Genomic DNA, 19,878 nt, shown 5'->3' with positions numbered 1-19,878 from the left:
TGTGACTTTTTGTATTAAGTGTAGTGGTACTCTCCGGGGCAATAATCTGATTCTTCCTGCTGATTTTCACACCATTGCATGTTAAAAATGAAACTCTGTTCTAAATACGGGGTAATCGTGATGCCCGAGCCCGCACTTAATGGTCTGCGTCTGAATCTGCGCATTGTTTCAATTGTCATGTTTAACTTCGCCAGCTATCTCACTATCGGTTTACCGCTCGCGGTATTACCTGGCTATGTCCATGATGTGATGGGATTTAGCGCCTTCTGGGCGGGGTTGGTGATCAGCCTGCAATACTTCGCCACTTTGCTCAGTCGTCCACATGCCGGGCGGTATGCAGATCTATTAGGCCCCAAAAAGATTGTGATGTTTGGGCTGGCTGGCTGTTTGCTCAGTGGTGGGGCCTATTTTCTGGCGGGGAGTGCCAGCAGCTGGCCGGTACTCAGCTTGTTACTGTTGTGTCTTGGGCGTGTGATTCTGGGAATTGGACAAAGCTTTACCGGCACTGGTTCTACTTTGTGGGGCGTCGGTGCGGTGGGATCGACTCACATTGGTCGGGTGATTTCGTGGAACGGCATCGTCACGTATGGTGCGATGGCGATGGGCGCACCGCTTGGTGTTCTGTGCTATCACTGGGTTGGGCTACAAGGACTTTCACTTTTTATTATGGCGGTTGCCCTGGTGGCACTGCTGCTGGCGATCCCACGTCCAGCGGTGAAAGCGAGCAAAGGGAAGCCGCTACCGTTTCGTGCCGTACTGGGGCGTGTCTGGCTTTATGGGATGGCGCTGGCAATGGCGTCTGCCGGGTTTGGCGTTATCGCCACCTTTATCACGCTGTTTTATGACGCGAAAGGTTGGGACGGTGCGGCTTTCGCGCTGACGCTGTTTAGCTGTGCGTTTGTCGGTACACGATTGTTATTCCCTGGCGGCATTAACCGTATCGGCGGCTTAAACGTAGCGATGATTTGCTTTAGTGTTGAGATAATCGGCTTGCTACTGGTCGGGGTTGCGATGGTACCCTGGATGGCGAAAGTGGGCGTTTTGCTGGCAGGTGCGGGTTTTTCGTTGGTCTTTCCGGCGTTGGGTGTTGTGGCAGTAAAAGCAGTGCCACAGCAAAATCAGGGGGCGGCTCTGGCGACTTATACCGTCTTTATGGATTTATCTCTTGGTATTACCGGACCGTTAGCCGGGTTGGTCATGAGCTGGGCAGGTGTATCCGTGATTTATCTGGCTGCGGCGGGGCTGGTGGTTATTGCATTACTACTAACATGGCGGTTAAAAAAACGGCCTCCGCAACCACTGTCGGAGACCGCTTCATCATCGTAGTCGTTACTTAATTTCCAGAGTGTTAATGATGCTTTCCGCTGCGGTTTGCGCTTTTTGTTGATCGTCCGCTGGCAACGTAATTTGCATGGTCAACAATTGCTTATCTACATTGCCCAAAACAACAGAAGAATAAGCTGTCTGGCCTTTTGCGGAGATAATACTGTCCAGCTGCTGTAACTTGTGCCCATTAACTTCGATGGTTTTGTTCGTGACGACCTGCAGTTGTGGGTCACGGCTGCGCTGTTGATCTTCCAGACGCTTCGCCAGCACTGCCAGATCCAGGTTAGGATCATCACCCATAATGACAATGACAGCTTTCTGCCCACTGGCATCAGAGTAAACGTGCATATTATTGGCCTGAGTGCCCAGCTTGCCACTCTGATCAGTCATGTCTGCAGGTAGCTGGAAACTGAGTTTACCGTCCAACAAATTTACTGATTGCCCGGCAGCATTGCTTTCAGCAACGGTGCCTTCAGTTGAAGCGTTGGTGTCTTTGTCATCACAAGCCGCAAGCCCCATAACCAGCAGACCAATACCGACATATTTAACCAGATTGCGCATTGACTTCTTCCTTTCGATAAACGGCCATAACGGCTCATTCACCCATCTTATCACAACTCTGATAACGTACCTTTAACTCGCCTGCAATGCGTTGATTTCAGATTTGTCTGCCAGTCTTTTCAACAGCATATTGAGTAATACGCCATACATCGGCAGGAAGAAAACGATACTGATTAACACTTTGAAACAGTAATCGACCAGCGCGATTTCCATCCAGTGTTCAGCCATAAAGGCATCCGGGCTGCGCCAGAAGGCAATGAAGAAGAAGGCCAGCGTGTCGCTGACGTTACCAAACAGGGTGGAAGCTGTCGGGGCCAGCCACCAGCGACGACTCTGGCGCAGGCGGTTAAAGACGTGCACGTCGAGGATCTGCCCCAGCGCGTAGGCCATGAAGCTGGCGGTGGCAATACGTGCGACAAACAGGTTGAAGTGGGCGAGAGCGCCGAACCCTTGCCATGACCCCATATAGAACAGCGATGAGATGACGTAGGAGATCAGCAATGCGGGGATCATTACCGCAAAGATGATGCGACGAGCCAGCGGCGCGCCAAAAATACGCACGGTCAGGTCGGTGGCAAGAAAAATAAACGGGAAGCTAAACGCGCCCCAGGTGGTATGAAACCCAAAAATAGTAATCGGGAGCTGTACCAGATAGTTGCTGGAGGTGATCACCAGCAGATGAAATAGCGATAACCAGAACAACGCTTTTACGCGCTGCGATTGAGAAAAATGCGTCATATTGTGACCTTTTTGGTAATTGGGGTGAGGGAACCCAACGCGCAGCGAGTTACCGCAATAACGCGTCTAAACTTTTAAGCCGCCGCATGATACTGCTTTGCCAAGACATTGCAACGGCTAATTTATACGCAATCGTTAACCTGATTGGCTTAACGGACAACAGGGCGTAAACTAGCGCCGTTTTTTTAGCGACAGAGAAGAAAATGACCGATCTCTTTTCAAGCCCTGACCATACTTTAGACGCTCTCGGCCTGCGCTGCCCGGAACCCGTGATGATGGTGCGCAAAACTGTGCGCAATATGCAACCTGGAGAAACGTTGCTGATTATTGCTGATGATCCGGCGACGACACGCGATATTCCTGGGTTTTGTACCTTTATGGAACACGAACTGGTTGCTAAAGAAACGGATGGACTGCCTTATCGTTATTTGATTCGCAAAGGGCATTAATTGCCCTTCGGGATTATATGCTCTAAAAAAATTTGAAGTACAGGAAGGTAGCAAACGTGTTAAGTGCAGGAGCTTAAACGACAGGGGCAAATGAAACCGCCCCCAGAATTACTTAACTTTCCCAGGTAATATCCAGCAACTCACCCTGCTCATCAAAATTAAATACCAGCAACTGATCCGAGATATCCTTTGATATCCCATAATCCACGGTCATTTTTAACCTGCCTGGAGCAGGAGCTGCTAACCAGAGATGAACGCCACGTAAAGTGAGTTGCTTTGCACAGGCCTCGTGCGTAGGTGGAGTTATATCAAGAGATTGTAATGTTTCAGCATCGAGTTCATCTAAATGAAACTCAATAAACTCATCAACAAACGCATTTGTTCCTTTCTTTTGCGCAAGTACGTTGCGGATAATTTCAGTACATGCAGGGAGGCTATCCAGGAGTGGAACGATTTTCTCAATGGGGGTATTTGGCAGGACATCTTCAAAAATATTTAGCCAGACAGTTCGCTTTTCATTGTTAAGCGTAACTGTTACGTATTCTGCGAAACCCTCTGACTCATCAACAGCGAGCCTTCCCCAGTAATTTGAATTTAACGTAATCATCCATTGATTCCATGTATATGTTATGTAATGAGATCCTGCGAAGCCCGTATTAGATAGCTTCGCAGGGCTCACCGTATATCATGGTCAGGATGGCAGCAATCCGAAAAACTACCCCTTCCTGCGCAACAATCTTAACGCATTCGCTGTGACCAGCACTGTTGCACCCGTATCTGCCAGCACCGCCAGCCAAAGGCCAGTCATTCCTAATAGCGTGGTGACGAGGAAGATCCCTTTCAGCCCCAGCGCAATGGTGATGTTCTGGCGGATATTGGCGTGAGTGGCGCGTGCCAGTTCAATCATTTGCACCAGGCCGCGCAGGTGATTATGGGTTAATGCTGCGTCGGCGGTTTCCAGCGCCACATCTGTGCCACTGCCCATTGCAATCCCAATAGCGGCAGCTTTCATCGCTGGCGCGTCGTTAATACCATCACCGACCATCGCCAGCGGCGCATGTTGATTCAGCTCGGTCACCGCTTTGACTTTATCTTCCGGCAATAGGCCCGCTTTAAATTCCAGCCCCAGTTCCCCGGCGATTGCCGCCGCTGCGCGTGGATTATCGCCGGTGAGGATCACCCCTTTGACGCCCAGGGCGCTCAGTTCGCTGATGGCAGTTGCGGCGTCGGCGCGCAGGGTATCCTGCAATGCAATGACACCCAGCACTTCATCGTTACGCACCACCAGTACTACCGTTTGCCCGGCGCTTTCCAGTTCGTTAATTAAACCAGCAAATGCAACAGCCGGATGTTTTCCGGCAGCGCATATCAACACGCGCTCACCGTTAATCAGTGCTTCAATACCAGACCCGACCAGCGCCCGCTGTGATTCGGCGGCAGGAATGGTTAGCGCAGTGACCTGTGCTTCGCGTACGATGGCTTGCGCCAGTGGATGCGTCGCGCCTTGTTCTACCGCCGCTGCCAGCGACAGCAGTTCAGATTCACTAATCCCCGTTGCTGGATGAATCGCGGTAACGCGCGGTTTGCCGACGGTCAGCGTGCCGGTTTTATCAAATGCCACCTGGGTAACACGACCTAGCTGTTCCAGCGCCGCGCCACCTTTAATCAGCGCCCCGCGGCGTGCCGCTGCTGCCAACCCGGAGGTAATCGCCGCAGGTGTTGAGATCACCAGCGCACACGGGCAGCCAATCAGCAGCAGCGTCAGTCCTTTATAAATCCACTCCTGCCAGCTTGCGGCAAACAGCAGCGGCGGCACCAGCGTCACCAGCAGGGCGACGGCCATAATCGCTGGCGTGTAAATACGGCTGAAACGGTCGATAAACCGCTCAATCGGTGCGCGGCGCTCTTCAGCTTCTTCGATCAGTTTCAGAATCCGGTCAATGGCGCTGGCACCCGGTTCTGACAGCACTTCCAGCGTTACCAGACGGTCTACGCTGGTGGCGCCTGCAGGAACTTTATCACCCGTCGCGCGCTCCACCGGAATGGATTCGCCGGTCAGGGCGCTTTCATCAAAACTGGCAAAGGGCGAGAGCAGTTTACCGTCGGCAGGTAAACGCCCACCTGCCGCAACTTCGATAACATCGCCCGGACGCAGGCTGTTAATTGCTACCTCTTCACGCTTACCATTACGCAGGCGCGTGGCGGTTTCCGGTTTCAGCGCCATTAACGCGCTGACCCCTTGACGTGCGCGGCTGGCGGCCCAGCCTTCCAGTCGTTCACCAATCAAAAATAGCAGCAACACCATCGCAGCTTCTGCGGTTGCGCCAATAAACAGCGCGCCAATGGCGGCTACGCTCATTAACGTTTCAATGGCGAAGTAGCTGCCGGATTTGATCAGCCGTAATGCCTGACGAGCAATCGGGTACAGCCCAACCAGCGTGGTCGCGATAAACGCCAGTTGCCCGAACGGATGATTAAACTGCTCCAGACCCCAGCTGATTGCCATCATCACGATAAGCGTAATCAGCGGCAGGTTCTCTTTCAGGCGTGATTCTTGTTGTTCGTCGGCGGACTGTTCATCGCGCAGGGAGTAGCCTGCTTTTTGCACCGCTGATTCAACTTGTGCACGGATGTCATTGTCGGCATCAACCACCAGTTTTTCGGTGGCGAACAGCACCTGCACCTGATTTACGCCTGCAAGCTGGCGCACGGCATTTTCTACCTTGCGCGCACAGGCGGCGCAGTCCATGCCGCTGACTTTCCAGCTATAGCGGGTGCCGGAGACGTTTTCAGAGAGCGTTGGCGTGCTGGAACATGCGCCGTCGCAGCAACAGTCGTTGGCGTTCTGTGCCGTGGTTAGCGGTTTGAACGCAGCAAAGTGAGGGGCTTTCTTGCCGTTATTGTCAGGAGTCGACATGGCATCCTCCGGTTAAGTTTTTCTCATTAACCGAAGGATACACTCTGGAGTCGACTCCAGAGTCAAGTTTTATCAGAGATACAGCGAGCGGACGATGAGGAAATGTCCGGCAAAATAACAAGCGGCGGCAATCGCGTTATCCGCACGGAAGCGTCGGCGATAGTGGCTACCCAGCCAGACAAAGTTACTGATAAACAGCAACGAAGCGCCGACAAATGCAGAAAGTGCCGGAGCGGTCGGACGGAAGAACCACAGTTCACCTGCCAGCCACACCATCACCAGCGTCATGCCGATAAACGTGCAGATAGGCCAACGATACTCTTCCAGACGCGTCCAGATAATCGCCAGTAACAGCGCGCCCAGAACCAGCAATACCAGTGGCAGAGGCCAGAAGAAAGAGAGCGTCATCTGACTGGCGAAATAGATGGTGTACAGCAGGTGCGAGAGGAAAAACGCGCCGATGGCGTACATCAGACGTTGACGTGGCAACAGGGTTAGCGCATCGCCCAGCAGTGAGGCGCACAGTCCCGCCAGCACCAGATAGCTAATGGCGTCGAACATCGGCGCTTGCCAGGCCAGCAACAGCAGGAGAAGAAGGGTTAATGGTTTAAATACCCAGCGTTGCCAGGTTGGCCCACGATACGATGCATCCACAGATAGCCATGCGGAAAGACAGACAGCGATAAACGACCAAAGCATCTTAGTTCCTTGAATTCGTTATTTTTTCGTAAGCGGAATGCCTACGGTCTTGCTTCCAGTTTAGTGGCGAGGGTGGACGGATGACAACACCATAACTGGCAGGGTATGCTTATTTCCGCATTTTCCGATGAGGGATTAAGATGAGCAAACCACCTCTTTTCTTTATTGTTATCATTGGCTTAATCATCGTCGCCGCATCGTTTCGTTTTATGCAACAACGACGGGAAAAAGCTGATAATGATATAGCGCCACTCCAGCAAAAGTTGGTGGTGGTGAGCAATAAGCGGGAAAAACCGATTAACGATCGCCGTTCGCGCCAGCAGGAAGTGACACCGGCTGGTACCAGCATGCGCTATGAGGCGAGCTTCAAACCGCAAAGCGGAGGAATGGAACAGACCTTTCGCCTCGACGCCCAGCAGTACCACGCCCTGACAGTGGGCGATAAAGGTACGCTGAGCTATAAAGGAACGCGCTTTGTCAGCTTTGTTGGCGAACAATAAGGTTATTTTTTAACTTTAAATTTCTTCTGCCAGACCAGCAGTTCAAACACGCCGAAAAGGAAAATGCGCACCTTTTCGGCGGTGGTCATCTGCGGGCCATCTTTCGGTAAAGTGGATTTCAACAGCGCCAGCTGCATACCATGCATCAGCACGGTAAAAATCAGCGCCACGTTAACGAAAATATTCAGCGGACGCGGGAAGGGATGCACCAGGTTGAGGATTAAAAATCCCCAAACGCAGAGCATTAACAAACGTCCAATATTAATCAACATCACTTTCTCCTTGTGCTTCGCGTTGATACAGGCGGTAAGCCACCTGACCTGCCACTTTTTCCCGATGTAATGACCAGTTCGCCGGAACGGTGGGTAGCCCGTTTTCGACTTCGCTTTCGACATAAATCAGGGCTTCGTCAGCCAGCCAGCCGTTATCTTCCAGTAAATTTATCGTCTCTTCTAACAAGCCACGGCGGAACGGTGGATCGACAAAAACGATATTATGCGGTGTGCCTTTTTGCGCCAGGAATGACATCGCGTTGCTGTTCACCACGCGTGCATTACCTGCTTTTAGTGTCGCCAGATTCTTAATTAACTGTTGAGAAACTGCGCGATCCATCTCAATCAACGTGGCCCCCGCAGCGTAGCGCGATAACGCTTCCAGCCCCAGCGCGCCGCTTCCGGCGAAGCAATCCAGACATTGGGCATCAACAATGACCGGAGCCAGCCAGTTAAACAACGTTTCGCGTACGCGGTCTGTGGTGGGGCGCAGACCTGGACTATCAGGAACCGGGAGTTTACGGCCTCGCCACTGCCCGCCAATAATGCGGATTTGGCCGCTGCCGGAATGATTCGGTTTTTTCATGATAAATTGCTCAATCCGCCAGATAACACATACTTGCAGGCGGTGATGTGAATTAAGTTAAGTGATAGACTATTTCATCATTTTTTTAGCTGCTATGTACATAGCGTTAACGCTGTGCCATGAAGCAACAGCGAGGAGTGTAGTCGCAAATGGCGAAAGAAAAAAAACGTGGCTTTTTTTCCTGGCTGGGCTTTGGTCAAAAAGAGCAGACCCCGGAAAAAGAGACAGAAGTCCAGAACGAACAACCGGTTGTAGAAGAAATCGTTCCGGCGCAAGAGCCTGCGAAGGCTTCTGAACAAGCCGTTGAAGAGCAGCCGCAGGCGCATACTGAAGCCGAGGCGGAAACTTTTGCTGCCGACGTTGTGGAAGTTACTGAACAGGTTGCTGAAAGTGAAAAAGCGCAGTCTGAAGTTGTTGCTGAACCGGAAGTTATTACTGAGCCGGAAACGATAGTTGAAGAAACGCCAGCGTCAGTCATTGAACCTGAAGTTACGCCAGAGCCTGTGGCTATCGAGCGTGAAGAGCTGCCGTTGCCGGAAGACGTCAAAGCCGAAGAGGTTTCGCCAGAAGAGTGGCAGGCCGAAGCGGAAACCGTAGAGATTGTTGAAGCGGCGGAAGAAGAAGCGGCTAAAGAAGACATCACCGACGAAGAGCTGGAAGCACAGGCGCTGGCTGCCGAAGCGGCAGAAGAGGCGGTGATGGTGGTTCCTCCGGCAGAAGAAGAGCAGCCGGTGGAAGAAATCGCTCAGGAGCAGGAAAAACCGACCAAAGAAGGTTTCTTCGCGCGCCTGAAACGCAGCCTGTTAAAAACCAAAGAAAACCTCGGTTCCGGATTTATCAGCCTGTTCCGCGGTAAAAAAATCGACGATGATCTGTTTGAAGAATTGGAAGAGCAATTGCTCATCGCCGATGTGGGCGTGGAAACCACGCGTAAAATTATCACCAATCTGACAGAAGGTGCGACCCGCAAGCAGCTTCGTGATGCCGAGGCGCTCTATGGCCTACTGAAAGAAGAGATGGGCGAGATTCTGGCGAAAGTCGATGAACCGCTGAACGTTGAAGGTAAAACGCCGTTCGTGATCCTGATGGTGGGCGTCAACGGTGTGGGTAAAACCACGACGATTGGTAAGCTGGCGCGTCAGTTTGAGCAGCAGGGTAAATCAGTGATGCTGGCGGCGGGCGATACTTTCCGTGCAGCAGCGGTTGAACAGCTTCAGGTCTGGGGTCAGCGTAATAATATTCCGGTGATTGCCCAGCATACCGGTGCGGATTCTGCTTCTGTTATCTTCGACGCCATTCAGGCCGCTAAGGCGCGTAACATCGACGTTCTGATTGCCGATACCGCCGGACGCCTGCAGAACAAATCGCACTTGATGGAAGAGTTGAAGAAAATCGTCCGCGTGATGAAGAAACTCGACGTTGAAGCTCCGCATGAAGTTATGCTGACTATCGACGCCAGTACCGGGCAGAATGCAGTAAGCCAGGCCAAACTGTTCCACGAAGCCGTTGGCTTAACCGGCATCACGCTAACGAAACTGGACGGCACGGCGAAAGGCGGGGTAATTTTCTCGGTGGCTGACCAGTTTGGTATCCCTATCCGCTACATTGGTGTCGGCGAACGTATTGAGGATTTGCGTCCGTTTAAAGCGGACGACTTTATAGAGGCACTTTTTGCCCGAGAGGATTAACAATGATTCGCTTTGAACATGTCAGCAAGGCTTATCTCGGTGGGAGACAGGCGCTGCAGGGCGTTACGTTCCATATGCAGCCGGGTGAGATGGCGTTTCTGACCGGTCATTCCGGCGCAGGGAAAAGTACCCTCCTGAAGCTGATCTGTGGGATTGAGCGGCCCAGCGCCGGGAAAATCTGGTTTAGCGGCCATGACATCACGCGTCTGAAAAACCGTGAAGTTCCGTTTCTGCGCCGCCAGATTGGTATGATTTTCCAGGATCACCATCTGCTGATGGACCGTACTGTCTACGATAACGTGGCGATCCCGCTGATTATCGCCGGTGCCAGCGGTGACGATATTCGTCGTCGTGTATCGGCGGCGCTGGATAAAGTCGGGCTACTGGACAAAGCGAAGAACTTCCCTATTCAGCTTTCCGGCGGTGAACAACAGCGTGTTGGCATTGCCCGCGCGGTGGTGAACAAGCCCGCGGTACTGCTGGCGGACGAACCGACCGGTAACCTTGACGACGCGTTGTCAGAAGGAATTCTACGTCTGTTTGAAGAATTTAACCGCGTTGGGGTAACCGTATTGATGGCAACGCACGACATCAACCTGATTTCGCGGCGTTCCTATCGCATGCTCACACTGAGCGATGGTCACTTGCATGGAGGCGTGGGCCATGAATAAGCGCGATGCAATCAATCATATCCGGCAGTTTGGCGGGCGTCTGGATCGCTTCCGTAAATCGGTCGGCGGCTCTGGCGACGGCGGTCGTAACGCGCCGAAACGCGCGAAATCCTCGCCAAAACCGGTAAATCGCAAAACTAACGTTTTCAACGAACAGGTGCGCTATGCCTTCCACGGTGCATTGCAGGATCTGAAAAGCAAACCGTTCGCCACGTTTTTAACGGTGATGGTTATCGCCATCTCCCTGACGCTGCCCAGCGTCTGTTATATGGTGTACAAAAACGTTAACCAGGCGGCGACGCAGTATTATCCGTCACCGCAAATCACTGTTTATCTGCAAAAAACGCTGGACGATGACGCCGCTGCGGGCGTGGTGGCACAGTTGCAGGCCGAGCAAGGCGTAGAGAAAGTAAACTATCTTTCTCGTGAAGACGCACTGGGCGAGTTCCGTAACTGGTCTGGTTTTGGTGGTGCGCTGGATATGCTGGAAGAAAACCCGCTTCCGGCAGTGGCGGTGGTGATCCCGAAACTCGATTTTCAGGGGACGGAATCACTCAATACGCTGCGTGATCGTATCACCCAGATCAACGGCATTGACGAAGTGCGAATGGATGACAGCTGGTTTGCCCGTCTGGCGGCGTTGACCGGGCTGGTCGGGCGCGTTTCGGCAATGATCGGCGTATTGATGGTGGCGGCAGTGTTCCTCGTCATCGGTAACAGTGTGCGCCTGAGTATCTTTGCTCGCCGTGACTCCATTAACGTACAGAAACTGATTGGTGCGACAGATGGTTTCATCCTGCGCCCGTTCCTGTACGGTGGCGCATTGCTGGGATTTTCTGGCGCATTGTTGTCATTAATTTTGTCAGAGATTCTGGTACTGCGTTTGTCTTCGGCGGTTGCGGAAGTGGCACAGGTTTTCGGAACGAAGTTTGATATCAATGGCTTATCTTTCGATGAATGTCTGCTTTTGCTGCTGGTGTGTTCGATGATTGGCTGGGTGGCAGCCTGGCTTGCCACGGTACAACATTTACGCCACTTTACGCCTGAATAATAAAAGCGTGTTATACTCTTTCCCTGCAATGGGTTCCGTAGCAGGGAAAGAGACCCCGTTGTCTCTTCCCGGTATTTCATCTCTATGTCACATTTTGTGCGTAATTTATTCACAGCGTTGCATTGAACTTGTGGATAAAATCACGGTCTGATAAAACAGTGAATGATAACCTCGTTGCTCTTAAGCTCTGGCACAGTTGTTGCTACCACTGAAGCGCCAGAAGATATCGATTGAGAGGATTTGAATGACTGACAAAATGCAAAGTTTAGCTTTAGCCCCTGTTGGCAACCTGGATTCCTACATCCGGGCAGCTAACGCGTGGCCGATGTTGTCGGCTGACGAGGAGCGGGCGCTGGCTGAAAAGCTGCATTACCATGGCGATCTGGAAGCAGCAAAAACGCTGATCCTGTCTCACCTGCGGTTTGTTGTTCATATTGCTCGTAATTATGCGGGCTATGGCCTGCCACAGGCGGATTTGATTCAGGAAGGTAACATCGGCCTGATGAAAGCAGTGCGCCGTTTTAACCCGGAAGTGGGTGTGCGCCTGGTCTCCTTCGCCGTTCACTGGATCAAAGCAGAGATCCACGAATACGTTCTGCGTAACTGGCGTATTGTCAAAGTTGCGACCACCAAAGCGCAGCGCAAACTGTTCTTCAACCTGCGTAAAACCAAGCAGCGTCTGGGCTGGTTTAATCAGGATGAAGTCGAAATGGTAGCCCGTGAACTGGGCGTAACCAGCAAAGACGTACGTGAGATGGAATCGCGTATGGCGGCACAAGACATGACCTTTGATCTGTCTTCCGACGACGATTCCGACAGCCAGCCGATGGCTCCGGTGCTCTATCTGCAGGATAAATCGTCTAACTTTGCCGACGGCATTGAAGATGATAACTGGGAAGAGCAGGCGGCAAACCGTCTGACTGACGCGATGCAGGGCCTGGATGAGCGTAGCCAGGACATTATCCGCGCACGCTGGCTGGACGAAGACAACAAGTCCACGCTGCAGGAGCTGGCTGACCGTTACGGTGTTTCCGCTGAGCGTGTGCGCCAGCTGGAAAAGAACGCGATGAAAAAACTTCGCGCTGCTATTGAAGCGTAATTTCCACTATTAATCAGAGAACCCTGGATGAGAGTCCGGGGTTTTTGTTTTTTGGACCTCTGCAATAATCAATGACCCCCTCCGACAAAACGCCAATCCCCACGCAGATTGTTAATAAACTGTCAAAATAGCTATTCCAATATCATAAAAATCGGGTATGTTTTAGCAGAGTATGCTGCTAAAGCACGGGTAGCCATGCATAAAACGAAATAAAGTGCTGAACAACAACATCACAATACACGTAATAACCAGAAGAATGGGGATTCTCAGGATGAATATAAAGGGTAAAGCGTTACTGGCAGGATGTATCGCGCTGGCATTCAGCAATATGGCTCTGGCAGAAGATATTAAAGTCGCGGTCGTGGGCGCAATGTCCGGTCCGGTGGCCCAGTACGGTGACCAGGAGTTTACTGGTGCTGAGCAGGCGGTTGCGGATATCAATGCTAAAGGTGGTATCAAAGGCAACAAACTGCAAATCGTAAAATATGACGATGCCTGTGACCCGAAACAGGCGGTTGCGGTGGCGAACAAAGTCGTTAACGACGGCATTAAATACGTTATTGGTCACCTCTGCTCTTCATCAACGCAGCCAGCGTCTGACATTTACGAAGACGAAGGCATTTTAATGATCACCCCAGCAGCAACCGCACCAGAGCTGACCGCCCGTGGCTATCAGCTGATCCTGCGCACCACCGGCCTGGACTCCGACCAGGGACCGACGGCGGCGAAATATATTCTTGAGAAAGTGAAACCGCAACGCATTGCTATCGTTCACGACAAACAGCAGTACGGCGAAGGTCTGGCGCGTGCAGTGCAGGACGGCCTGAAGAAAGGCAATGCTAACGTGGTGTTCTTTGATGGCATCACCGCCGGGGAAAAAGATTTCTCTACCCTGGTGGCGCGTTTGAAGAAAGAGAATATCGACTTCGTTTACTACGGTGGTTACCACCCGGAAATGGGGCAGATCCTGCGTCAGGCACGCGCGGCAGGGTTGAAAACCCAGTTTATGGGGCCGGAAGGCGTGGCTAACGTCTCGCTGTCTAACATTGCGGGCGAGTCAGCGGAAGGGTTGCTGGTGACCAAGCCGAAGAACTACGATCAGGTTCCAGCGAACAAACCGATTGTTGACGCGATCAAAGCGAAAAAACAGGACCCAAGCGGCGCATTCGTCTGGACCACCTACGCCGCGCTGCAATCTTTGCAGGCGGGCCTGAATCAGTCTGACGATCCGGCAGAAATCGCCAAATACCTGAAAGCGAACTCCGTGGATACCGTGATGGGGCCGCTGACCTGGGATGAGAAAGGTGATCTGAAAGGCTTTGAGTTCGGCGTGTTTGACTGGCACGCCAACGGCACGGCGACTGATGCGAAGTAATCATTAATCGGCAACTTTGGGTTGCCGCCAAATTGCTAATATCGAGTACGTTGCTTCATGCCGGATGCGGCGTAAACGCCTTATCCGGCCTACAAGATCCAAAGAAATCAGTAAATTGCAGCACACATTGTAGGCCTGATAAGCGTAGCGCATCAGGCAATTTCTCGTTGGTCATCACTTTTGAAATCAAACTTGACGATTAACGCTTCTCCCAGCCGCCCTGTTGTGCCGTAAACCCCAGCGCCTGCATAAACGCCGTCATCACGCCGCGATCTTCCACGCCTGCATCCGCCATCCACCAGCCTGAAACGCCAGGATTGTTACGCAAAACCTCTTCCAGCAGATATTGCCCCACACCGCGACGTCGGGTGACTTCCCGTACGCGCAGGGAATTCAGTGCCCCCTCGGTGCCGCTTAAGGTTATCCGCACGGCAGCGAGCAGGCGCTCGTTAAAACGCGCGGCGTAGATACGGTGGTTATCGTCAACCTGTAAAGAGGAAGGGGAATACTCCGGCCAGATCTTTTGCAGGTCAATCCGGTCCTGGTCGCTAAAGTTTTCTAATCGAATGATGGTCAGCTTCATGGGGAACCCGTGTAAATCACAAAAGTGGAACCAGTGTAGCGAAATAATTTAATCGGAGGCTTTCTCTTTTTTATTTCTTTTGGCAGGTGATTAATTTTTTTTCAGCAATAATTACAAAGTTAAAACATTAGAGAATGAAAAATACCCAGCATAATCCCCTGAATGGTAGTGAATTATTCCGCCCTTTGTGCCGTTATTTTATGCTGACAACGGCACTTTTTTCTGTTTATCTATCAATAAATTCAGAATATTATCTGTTCTTAATCGACTGAAAAATAGGGGTTTTAATCGCTATTATCACAAAATACTGCGCTAAACCCTTAATCAGACAGGCAAAAACAGTGCAGTATAAAAAAAGAACAGTCTGATTTGTTAACACATAAAAACAAAGCAACACAACATCACGAATGGGGATTTTTGACTATGAAACGGAATGCGAAAACTATCATCGCAGGGATGATTGCACTGACAATTTCACACACCGCTATGGCCGACGATATTAAAGTTGCCGTTGTCGGCGCGATGTCCGGTCCGATTGCCCAGTGGGGCGATATGGAATTTAACGGCGCGCGTCAGGCGATTAAAGACATTAATGCCAAAGGGGGAATTAAAGGCGATAAGCTGGTGGGCGTGGAATATGACGACGCCTGCGACCCGAAACAAGCCGTTGCGGTCGCCAACAAAATCGTTAACGACGGCATTAAATACGTTATTGGTCATCTGTGTTCTTCTTCTACCCAACCTGCATCAGATATCTACGAAGATGAAGGTATTTTGATGATCTCACCGGGGGCGACCAACCCGGAGCTGACTCAACGCGGTTATCAACACATCATGCGTACTGCCGGGCTGGACTCTTCCCAGGGGCCAACAGCGGCAAAATACATTCTTGAGACGGTGAAGCCCCAGCGCATCGCCATCATTCACGACAAACAACAGTATGGCGAAGGGCTGGCGCGTTCGGTGCAGGACGGATTGAAAGCAGCCAATGCCAACGTCGTCTTCTTCGACGGCATTACCGCTGGTGAGAAAGATTTCTCCGCGCTGATCGCCCGCCTGAAAAAAGAAAACATCGACTTCGTTTACTACGGCGGTTACTACCCGGAAATGGGGCAGATGCTGCGCCAGGCCCGTTCCGTTGGCCTGAAAACTCAGTTTATGGGGCCGGAAGGGGTGGGTAATGCGTCGCTGTCTAACATTGCTGGTGATGCCGCCGAAGGTATGTTGGTCACTATGCCAAAACGCTATGACCAGGACCCGGCAAACAAAGGCATCGTTGATGCGCTGAAAGCAGACAAGAAAGATCCGTCCGGACCTTATGTCTGGATCACCTACGCGGCGGTGCAATCTCTGGCGACTGCCCTTGAGCGTACCGGCAGCGATGAGCCGCTGGCGCTGGTGAAAGATTTAAAAGCTAACGGTGCAAACACCGTGATTGGGCCGCTGAACTGGGATGAAAAAGGCGATCTTAAGGGATTTGATTTTGGTGTCTTCCAGTGGCACGCCGACGGTTCATCGACGGCAGCCAAGTGATCATCCCACCGCCCGTGAAATGCGGGCGGTTTTAGAAAGGTTACCTTATGTCTGAGCAGTTTTTGTATTTCTTGCAGCAGATGTTTAACGGCGTCACGCTGGGCAGTACCTACGCGCTGATAGCCATCGGCTACACCATGGTTTACGGCATTATCGGCATGATCAACTTCGCCCACGGCGAGGTTTATATGATTGGTAGCTATGTCTCCTTTATGATCATCGCCGCACTGATGATGCTGGGCATTGATACCGGCTGGCTGCTGGTGGCGGCGGGATTCGTCGGCGCAATCGTCATTGCCAGCGCCTACGGCTGGAGTATCGAACGTGTGGCTTACCGCCCGGTGCGTAACTCTAAGCGCCTGATTGCGCTCATCTCGGCAATCGGCATGTCTATCTTCCTGCAAAACTACGTCAGCCTGACCGAAGGTTCGCGCGACGTGGCGCTACCCAGCCTGTTTAACGGTCAGTGGGTTGTGGGCCATAGTGAAAACTTCTCTGCCTCTATTACCACCATGCAGGCGGTTATCTGGATTGTTACCTTCCTTGCCATGCTGGCGCTGACAATTTTCATCCGCTATTCCCGCATGGGGCGCGCCTGTCGTGCCTGCGCGGAAGACCTGAAAATGGCGAGCCTGCTTGGCATCAACACTGACCGGGTGATTGCGCTGACCTTTGTGATTGGCGCGGCGATGGCGGCGGTGGCCGGCGTGTTGCTCGGCCAGTTCTACGGCGTAATTAATCCCTACATCGGCTTTATGGCCGGGATGAAAGCCTTTACTGCTGCGGTACTCGGTGGGATTGGCAGTATTCCGGGAGCGATGATTGGCGGCTTGATCCTGGGGATTGCGGAAGCGCTCTCTTCTGCCTATCTGAGTACGGAATATAAGGATGTGGTTTCATTTGCCCTGCTGATTCTGGTACTGCTGGTGATGCCGACCGGTATTCTGGGGCGCCCGGAGGTAGAGAAAGTATGAAACCGATGCATATTGCAATGGCGCTGCTCTCTGCCGCCATGTTCTTTGTTCTCGCGGGCGTCTTTATGGGTGTGCAACTGGAGCTGGACGGCACCAAACTGGTGGTCGATACGGCTTCAGACATCCGATGGCAGTGGGTGTTTATTGGCACTGCGGTGGTCTTTTTCTTCCAGCTTGTGCGACCTGCATTTCAGAAAGGATTGAAAAGCGTTTCCGGGCCGAAGTTTATTCTGCCCGCGATTGATGGCTCCACGGTGAAGCAAAAGCTGTTCCTCGTCGCACTGTTGGTGCTTGCGGTGGCGTGGCCGTTTATGGTGTCGCGCGGGACGGTGGATATCGCCACCCTGACCATGATCTACATTATCCTCGGCCTCGGGCTGAACGTAGTGGTGGGGCTGTCTGGCTTACTGGTACTGGGTTACGGTGGTTTTTACGCCATCGGTGCTTACACCTTTGCCTTGCTCAATCACTATTACGGTCTTGGCTTCTGGACCTGTTTGCCGATTGCCGGGTTGATGGCGGCGGCGGCGGGCTTCCTGCTCGGCTTCCCGGTGTTGCGTTTACGTGGCGACTATCTGGCGATCGTTACCCTCGGTTTCGGCGAGATTGTGCGCATATTGCTGCTCAATAACACGGAAATCACCGGCGGTCCGAACGGAATTAGTCAGATCCCGAAACCGACACTCTTCGGACTCGAGTTCAGCCGCACCGCCCGCGAAGGCGGCTGGGATACGTTCAGCAATTTCTTTGGCCTGAAATACGACCCGTCCGATCGCGTCATCTTCCTCTACCTGGTGGCGTTACTGCTGGTGGTACTAAGCCTGTTTGTCATTAATCGCTTACTGCGGATGCCGCTGGGCCGCGCCTGGGAAGCGTTGCGTGAAGATGAAATCGCCTGTCGTTCGCTGGGCTTAAGTCCGCGTCGTATCAAGCTGACCGCTTTTACCATCAGTGCCGCGTTTGCCGGTTTTGCCGGAACGCTGTTCGCGGCACGTCAGGGATTTGTCAGCCCGGAATCCTTCACCTTTGCCGAATCGGCGTTTGTGCTGGCGATAGTGGTGCTCGGTGGTATGGGTTCGCAATTTGCAGTGATTCTGGCGGCAATTTTGCTGGTGGTGTCGCGAGAGTTGATGCGTGATTTCAACGAATACAGCATGTTAATGCTCGGTGGTTTGATGGTGCTGATGATGATCTGGCGTCCGCAGGGCTTGCTGCCCATGACGCGCCCGCAACTGAAGCTGAAAAACGGCGCAGCGAAAGGAGAGCAGGCATGAGTCAGCCATTATTATCCGTTAACGGCCTGATGATGCGCTTCGGCGGCCTGCTGGCGGTGAACAACGTCAATCTTGAACTGTACCCGCAGGAGATCGTCTCGTTAATCGGCCCTAACGGTGCCGGAAAAACCACGGTTTTTAACTGCCTGACCGGATTCTACAAACCCACCGGAGGCACCATTTTACTGCGCGATCAGCATTTGGAAGGTTTGCCGGGGCAGCAAATTGCCCGCATGGGCGTGGTGCGTACCTTCCAGCATGTGCGCCTGTTCCGCGAAATGACGGTGATTGAAAACCTGCTGGTGGCGCAGCATCAGCAACTGAAAACCGGGCTGTTCTCTGGCCTGTTGAAAACGCCTTCTTTCCGTCGCGCCCAGAGCGAAGCCCTCGACCGTGCCGCAACCTGGCTTGAGCGCATTGGTTTGCTCGAACACGCTAACCGTCAGGCGAGTAACCTGGCCTACGGTGACCAGCGCCGTCTGGAGATCGCCCGCTGCATGGTAACGCAGCCGGAGATTTTAATGCTCGACGAACCAGCGGCAGGTCTTAACCCGAAAGAAACCAAAGAGCTGGATGAGCTGATTGCCGAACTGCGTAACCATCACAACACCACTATCTTGTTGATTGAACACGATATGAAGCTGGTGATGGGAATTTCAGACCGAATTTACGTGGTCAATCAGGGGACGCCGCTGGCAAACGGTACACCGGAGCAAATCCGTAATAACCCGGACGTGATCCGTGCCTATTTAGGTGAGGCATAAGATGGAAAAAGTCATGTTGTCCTTTGACAAAGTCAGCGCCCACTACGGCAAAATCCAGGCGCTGCATGAGGTGAGCCTGCATATCAATCAGGGCGAGATTGTCACCCTCATTGGCGCGAACGGGGCGGGAAAAACGACCTTGCTCGGCACGTTATGTGGCGACCCGCGCGCCACCAGTGGGCGAATTGTGTTTGATGATAAAGACATTACCAACTGGCAGACGGCGAAAATCATGCGCGAAGCGGTGGCGATTGTCCCGGAAGGACGTCGCGTCTTCTCACGCATGACGGTGGAAGAGAATCTGGCGATGGGCGGCTTTTTTGCCGAACGCGACCAGTTCCAGGAGCGCATAAAGTGGGTCTATGAACTGTTTCCGCGTCTGCATGAGCGCCGTGTTCAGCGAGCGGGCACTATGTCTGGCGGTGAACAGCAGATGCTGGCGATTGGTCGCGCTTTGATGAGTAACCCGCGTTTGCTACTGCTTGATGAGCCATCGCTCGGGCTGGCACCGATTATCATCCAGCAAATTTTCGACACCATCGAACAACTGCGCGAGCAGGGGATGACCATCTTCCTCGTCGAGCAGAACGCCAACCAGGCGCTAAAGCTGGCGGATCGCGGCTACGTGCTGGAAAACGGTCATGTGGTGCTCTCCGATACCGGCGACGCGCTACTGGCGAATGAAGCGGTGAGAAGTGCGTATTTAGGCGGGTAAATTATCAATAACCCGGTAGCCACGTTCTGCCGGGTTCTTTGTCCGTATACAGACTTGTTTCAACTGAGCGGGAGGATTAAAACCAGACCACTTATTTGCCACG

At 52.5% G+C, this 19,878-nt stretch carries 21 protein-coding genes and 1 pseudogene; 14 read left to right on the top strand and 8 right to left on the bottom strand.

Features of this window, described 5'->3' with window-relative positions:
- Window positions 1-87 precede the first annotated feature (87 nt).
- Window positions 88-1,326: an MFS transporter gene (locus K0335_RS07255; RefSeq protein ID WP_123059579.1), complete on the top strand. Its 1,239-nt coding sequence runs from the start codon at window positions 88-90 to the stop codon at window positions 1,324-1,326.
- Between the two features lie 3 nt (window positions 1,327-1,329).
- Here K0335_RS07255 and K0335_RS07250 read toward each other — a convergent pair whose 3' ends face one another.
- Together K0335_RS07250 and K0335_RS07245 are read right to left on the bottom strand one after the other, a co-directional pair.
- Window positions 1,330-1,887 carry a DcrB family lipoprotein gene (locus K0335_RS07250; protein ID WP_001245285.1) on the bottom strand — a complete coding sequence of 186 codons (558 nt, stop codon included), beginning with the start codon at window positions 1,885-1,887 and terminating at the stop codon, window positions 1,330-1,332.
- A gap of 72 nt (window positions 1,888-1,959) precedes the next feature.
- Complete coding sequence (locus K0335_RS07245; RefSeq protein WP_000148728.1) at window positions 1,960-2,625, bottom strand: 7-cyano-7-deazaguanine/7-aminomethyl-7-deazaguanine transporter; 666 nt, start codon at window positions 2,623-2,625, stop codon at window positions 1,960-1,962.
- Window positions 2,626-2,828: 203 nt separating this feature from the next.
- Between K0335_RS07245 and tusA the strand changes: the two genes are divergently transcribed.
- Entirely contained in the window at window positions 2,829-3,074 is a 246-nt protein-coding gene (tusA, locus tag K0335_RS07240) for a sulfurtransferase TusA (protein ID WP_000130622.1), read from the top strand.
- A gap of 112 nt (window positions 3,075-3,186) precedes the next feature.
- Here tusA and K0335_RS07235 read toward each other — a convergent pair whose 3' ends face one another.
- The 3 genes from K0335_RS07235 to K0335_RS07225 form a co-directional block, all read right to left on the bottom strand.
- Window positions 3,187-3,681, bottom strand: a complete 495-nt coding sequence (locus K0335_RS07235; protein WP_000631640.1) for a DUF2004 domain-containing protein — start codon at window positions 3,679-3,681, stop codon at window positions 3,187-3,189.
- A 108-nt stretch (window positions 3,682-3,789) separates the two neighbouring features.
- The gene (zntA, locus tag K0335_RS07230) at window positions 3,790-5,991 is read right to left on the bottom strand and encodes a Zn(II)/Cd(II)/Pb(II) translocating P-type ATPase ZntA (protein ID WP_104920177.1); all 2,202 of its coding nucleotides are present in this window, start codon (window positions 5,989-5,991) and stop codon (window positions 3,790-3,792) included.
- A gap of 72 nt (window positions 5,992-6,063) precedes the next feature.
- Window positions 6,064-6,690 carry a lysoplasmalogenase gene (locus K0335_RS07225; protein ID WP_000964718.1) on the bottom strand — a complete coding sequence of 209 codons (627 nt, stop codon included), beginning with the start codon at window positions 6,688-6,690 and terminating at the stop codon, window positions 6,064-6,066.
- 140 nt (window positions 6,691-6,830) lie between these two features.
- On the opposite strand from K0335_RS07225, the gene K0335_RS07220 reads away from it, so the two are divergent.
- Window positions 6,831-7,190 (top strand): DUF2500 domain-containing protein, encoded by a 360-nt coding sequence (locus tag K0335_RS07220; protein WP_000042869.1) that lies wholly within the window; start codon window positions 6,831-6,833, stop codon window positions 7,188-7,190.
- 2 nt (window positions 7,191-7,192) lie between these two features.
- On the opposite strand, the gene K0335_RS07215 is transcribed toward K0335_RS07220, so the two are convergent.
- Complete coding sequence (locus K0335_RS07215; RefSeq protein WP_001295207.1) at window positions 7,193-7,462, bottom strand: DUF1145 family protein; 270 nt, start codon at window positions 7,460-7,462, stop codon at window positions 7,193-7,195.
- Window positions 7,452-8,048: a 16S rRNA (guanine(966)-N(2))-methyltransferase gene (rsmD, locus tag K0335_RS07210; protein ID WP_000743195.1), complete on the bottom strand. Its 597-nt coding sequence runs from the start codon at window positions 8,046-8,048 to the stop codon at window positions 7,452-7,454. Before rsmD ends, K0335_RS07215 begins: the two co-directional genes overlap by 11 nt.
- Before the next feature lie 149 nt (window positions 8,049-8,197).
- Here rsmD and ftsY point away from each other — a divergent pair, with 149 nt between their 5' ends.
- The 6 genes and pseudogenes from ftsY to K0335_RS22690 form a co-directional block, all read left to right on the top strand.
- Window positions 8,198-9,736 (top strand): signal recognition particle-docking protein FtsY, encoded by a 1,539-nt coding sequence (gene ftsY, locus K0335_RS07205; protein WP_104920175.1) that lies wholly within the window; start codon window positions 8,198-8,200, stop codon window positions 9,734-9,736.
- 2 nt (window positions 9,737-9,738) lie between these two features.
- On the top strand, window positions 9,739-10,407 hold the full coding sequence (gene ftsE, locus K0335_RS07200; protein ID WP_000617723.1) for a cell division ATP-binding protein FtsE: 669 nt from the start codon (window positions 9,739-9,741) through the stop codon (window positions 10,405-10,407).
- Window positions 10,400-11,458 carry a permease-like cell division protein FtsX gene (gene ftsX / locus K0335_RS07195; RefSeq protein ID WP_001042003.1) on the top strand — a complete coding sequence of 353 codons (1,059 nt, stop codon included), beginning with the start codon at window positions 10,400-10,402 and terminating at the stop codon, window positions 11,456-11,458. Before ftsE ends, ftsX begins: the two co-directional genes overlap by 8 nt.
- 244 nt (window positions 11,459-11,702) lie before the next feature.
- Window positions 11,703-12,557 (top strand): RNA polymerase sigma factor RpoH, encoded by an 855-nt coding sequence (gene rpoH / locus K0335_RS07190; RefSeq protein ID WP_000130217.1) that lies wholly within the window; start codon window positions 11,703-11,705, stop codon window positions 12,555-12,557.
- Between the two features lie 271 nt (window positions 12,558-12,828).
- Window positions 12,829-13,932: a branched chain amino acid ABC transporter substrate-binding protein LivJ gene (gene livJ, locus K0335_RS07185; protein ID WP_001021996.1), complete on the top strand. Its 1,104-nt coding sequence runs from the start codon at window positions 12,829-12,831 to the stop codon at window positions 13,930-13,932.
- Between the two features lie 59 nt (window positions 13,933-13,991).
- A pseudogene (locus K0335_RS22690) lies at window positions 13,992-14,091 on the top strand (hypothetical protein); the annotation flags it as partial.
- A 40-nt stretch (window positions 14,092-14,131) separates the two neighbouring features.
- Here the strand turns inward: K0335_RS22690 and panM are convergent.
- Window positions 14,132-14,515, bottom strand: a complete 384-nt coding sequence (gene panM / locus K0335_RS07180; protein ID WP_104920174.1) for an aspartate 1-decarboxylase autocleavage activator PanM — start codon at window positions 14,513-14,515, stop codon at window positions 14,132-14,134.
- 423 nt (window positions 14,516-14,938) lie between these two features.
- On the opposite strand from panM, the gene livK reads away from it, so the two are divergent.
- From livK to livF, 5 genes are read left to right on the top strand one after another with little or no spacing between them, the layout of a single operon-like run.
- A complete protein-coding gene (livK, locus tag K0335_RS07175; protein WP_001353622.1) occupies window positions 14,939-16,048 on the top strand; it encodes a high-affinity branched-chain amino acid ABC transporter substrate-binding protein LivK in 1,110 nt (369 codons plus the stop codon).
- A 47-nt stretch (window positions 16,049-16,095) separates the two neighbouring features.
- Window positions 16,096-17,022 (top strand): high-affinity branched-chain amino acid ABC transporter permease LivH, encoded by a 927-nt coding sequence (gene livH, locus K0335_RS07170; RefSeq protein ID WP_001295097.1) that lies wholly within the window; start codon window positions 16,096-16,098, stop codon window positions 17,020-17,022.
- Entirely contained in the window at window positions 17,019-18,296 is a 1,278-nt protein-coding gene (livM, locus tag K0335_RS07165; protein WP_000803807.1) for a branched chain amino acid ABC transporter permease LivM, read from the top strand. The genes livH and livM overlap by 4 nt, the downstream gene beginning before the upstream one ends.
- Window positions 18,293-19,060, top strand: a complete 768-nt coding sequence (gene livG, locus K0335_RS07160) for a high-affinity branched-chain amino acid ABC transporter ATP-binding protein LivG (RefSeq protein ID WP_000082101.1) — start codon at window positions 18,293-18,295, stop codon at window positions 19,058-19,060. Before livM ends, livG begins: the two co-directional genes overlap by 4 nt.
- A gap of 1 nt (window position 19,061) precedes the next feature.
- Entirely contained in the window at window positions 19,062-19,775 is a 714-nt protein-coding gene (livF, locus tag K0335_RS07155; protein WP_104920173.1) for a high-affinity branched-chain amino acid ABC transporter ATP-binding protein LivF, read from the top strand.
- The last annotated feature ends 103 nt before the right edge of the window (window positions 19,776-19,878 follow it).

It is taken from the genome of Escherichia sp. GZ89 (assembly GCF_019366485.1).
GTDB lineage: Bacteria > Pseudomonadota > Gammaproteobacteria > Enterobacterales > Enterobacteriaceae > Escherichia > Escherichia fergusonii.
The sequence above is the reverse complement of the archived record's forward strand: the minus strand, read 5'-3'. Positions and strand labels throughout refer to the sequence as shown.

What these genes read in the sequence shown, in the direction of transcription:
- livM (WP_000803807.1), top strand. Translation starts at nt 17,019, where the DNA reads ATGAAACCGATGCATATTGCAATGGCGCTGCTCTCTGCCGCCATGTTC.
- K0335_RS07245 (WP_000148728.1), bottom strand. Translation starts at nt 2,625, where the DNA reads ATGACGCATTTTTCTCAATCGCAGCGCGTAAAAGCGTTGTTCTGGTTA.
- rsmD (WP_000743195.1), bottom strand. Translation starts at nt 8,048, where the DNA reads ATGAAAAAACCGAATCATTCCGGCAGCGGCCAAATCCGCATTATTGGC.
- livF (WP_104920173.1), top strand. Translation starts at nt 19,062, where the DNA reads ATGGAAAAAGTCATGTTGTCCTTTGACAAAGTCAGCGCCCACTACGGC.
- K0335_RS07225 (WP_000964718.1), bottom strand. Translation starts at nt 6,690, where the DNA reads ATGCTTTGGTCGTTTATCGCTGTCTGTCTTTCCGCATGGCTATCTGTG.
- K0335_RS07255 (WP_123059579.1), top strand. Translation starts at nt 88, where the DNA reads ATGAAACTCTGTTCTAAATACGGGGTAATCGTGATGCCCGAGCCCGCA.
- zntA (WP_104920177.1), bottom strand. Translation starts at nt 5,991, where the DNA reads ATGTCGACTCCTGACAATAACGGCAAGAAAGCCCCTCACTTTGCTGCG.
- livJ (WP_001021996.1), top strand. Translation starts at nt 12,829, where the DNA reads ATGAATATAAAGGGTAAAGCGTTACTGGCAGGATGTATCGCGCTGGCA.
- ftsX (WP_001042003.1), top strand. Translation starts at nt 10,400, where the DNA reads ATGAATAAGCGCGATGCAATCAATCATATCCGGCAGTTTGGCGGGCGT.
- tusA (WP_000130622.1), top strand. Translation starts at nt 2,829, where the DNA reads ATGACCGATCTCTTTTCAAGCCCTGACCATACTTTAGACGCTCTCGGC.
- ftsE (WP_000617723.1), top strand. Translation starts at nt 9,739, where the DNA reads ATGATTCGCTTTGAACATGTCAGCAAGGCTTATCTCGGTGGGAGACAG.
- ftsY (WP_104920175.1), top strand. Translation starts at nt 8,198, where the DNA reads ATGGCGAAAGAAAAAAAACGTGGCTTTTTTTCCTGGCTGGGCTTTGGT.
- livH (WP_001295097.1), top strand. Translation starts at nt 16,096, where the DNA reads ATGTCTGAGCAGTTTTTGTATTTCTTGCAGCAGATGTTTAACGGCGTC.
- K0335_RS07235 (WP_000631640.1), bottom strand. Translation starts at nt 3,681, where the DNA reads ATGATTACGTTAAATTCAAATTACTGGGGAAGGCTCGCTGTTGATGAG.
- K0335_RS07250 (WP_001245285.1), bottom strand. Translation starts at nt 1,887, where the DNA reads ATGCGCAATCTGGTTAAATATGTCGGTATTGGTCTGCTGGTTATGGGG.
- livG (WP_000082101.1), top strand. Translation starts at nt 18,293, where the DNA reads ATGAGTCAGCCATTATTATCCGTTAACGGCCTGATGATGCGCTTCGGC.
- livK (WP_001353622.1), top strand. Translation starts at nt 14,939, where the DNA reads ATGAAACGGAATGCGAAAACTATCATCGCAGGGATGATTGCACTGACA.
- rpoH (WP_000130217.1), top strand. Translation starts at nt 11,703, where the DNA reads ATGACTGACAAAATGCAAAGTTTAGCTTTAGCCCCTGTTGGCAACCTG.
- K0335_RS07220 (WP_000042869.1), top strand. Translation starts at nt 6,831, where the DNA reads ATGAGCAAACCACCTCTTTTCTTTATTGTTATCATTGGCTTAATCATC.
- K0335_RS07215 (WP_001295207.1), bottom strand. Translation starts at nt 7,462, where the DNA reads ATGTTGATTAATATTGGACGTTTGTTAATGCTCTGCGTTTGGGGATTT.
- panM (WP_104920174.1), bottom strand. Translation starts at nt 14,515, where the DNA reads ATGAAGCTGACCATCATTCGATTAGAAAACTTTAGCGACCAGGACCGG.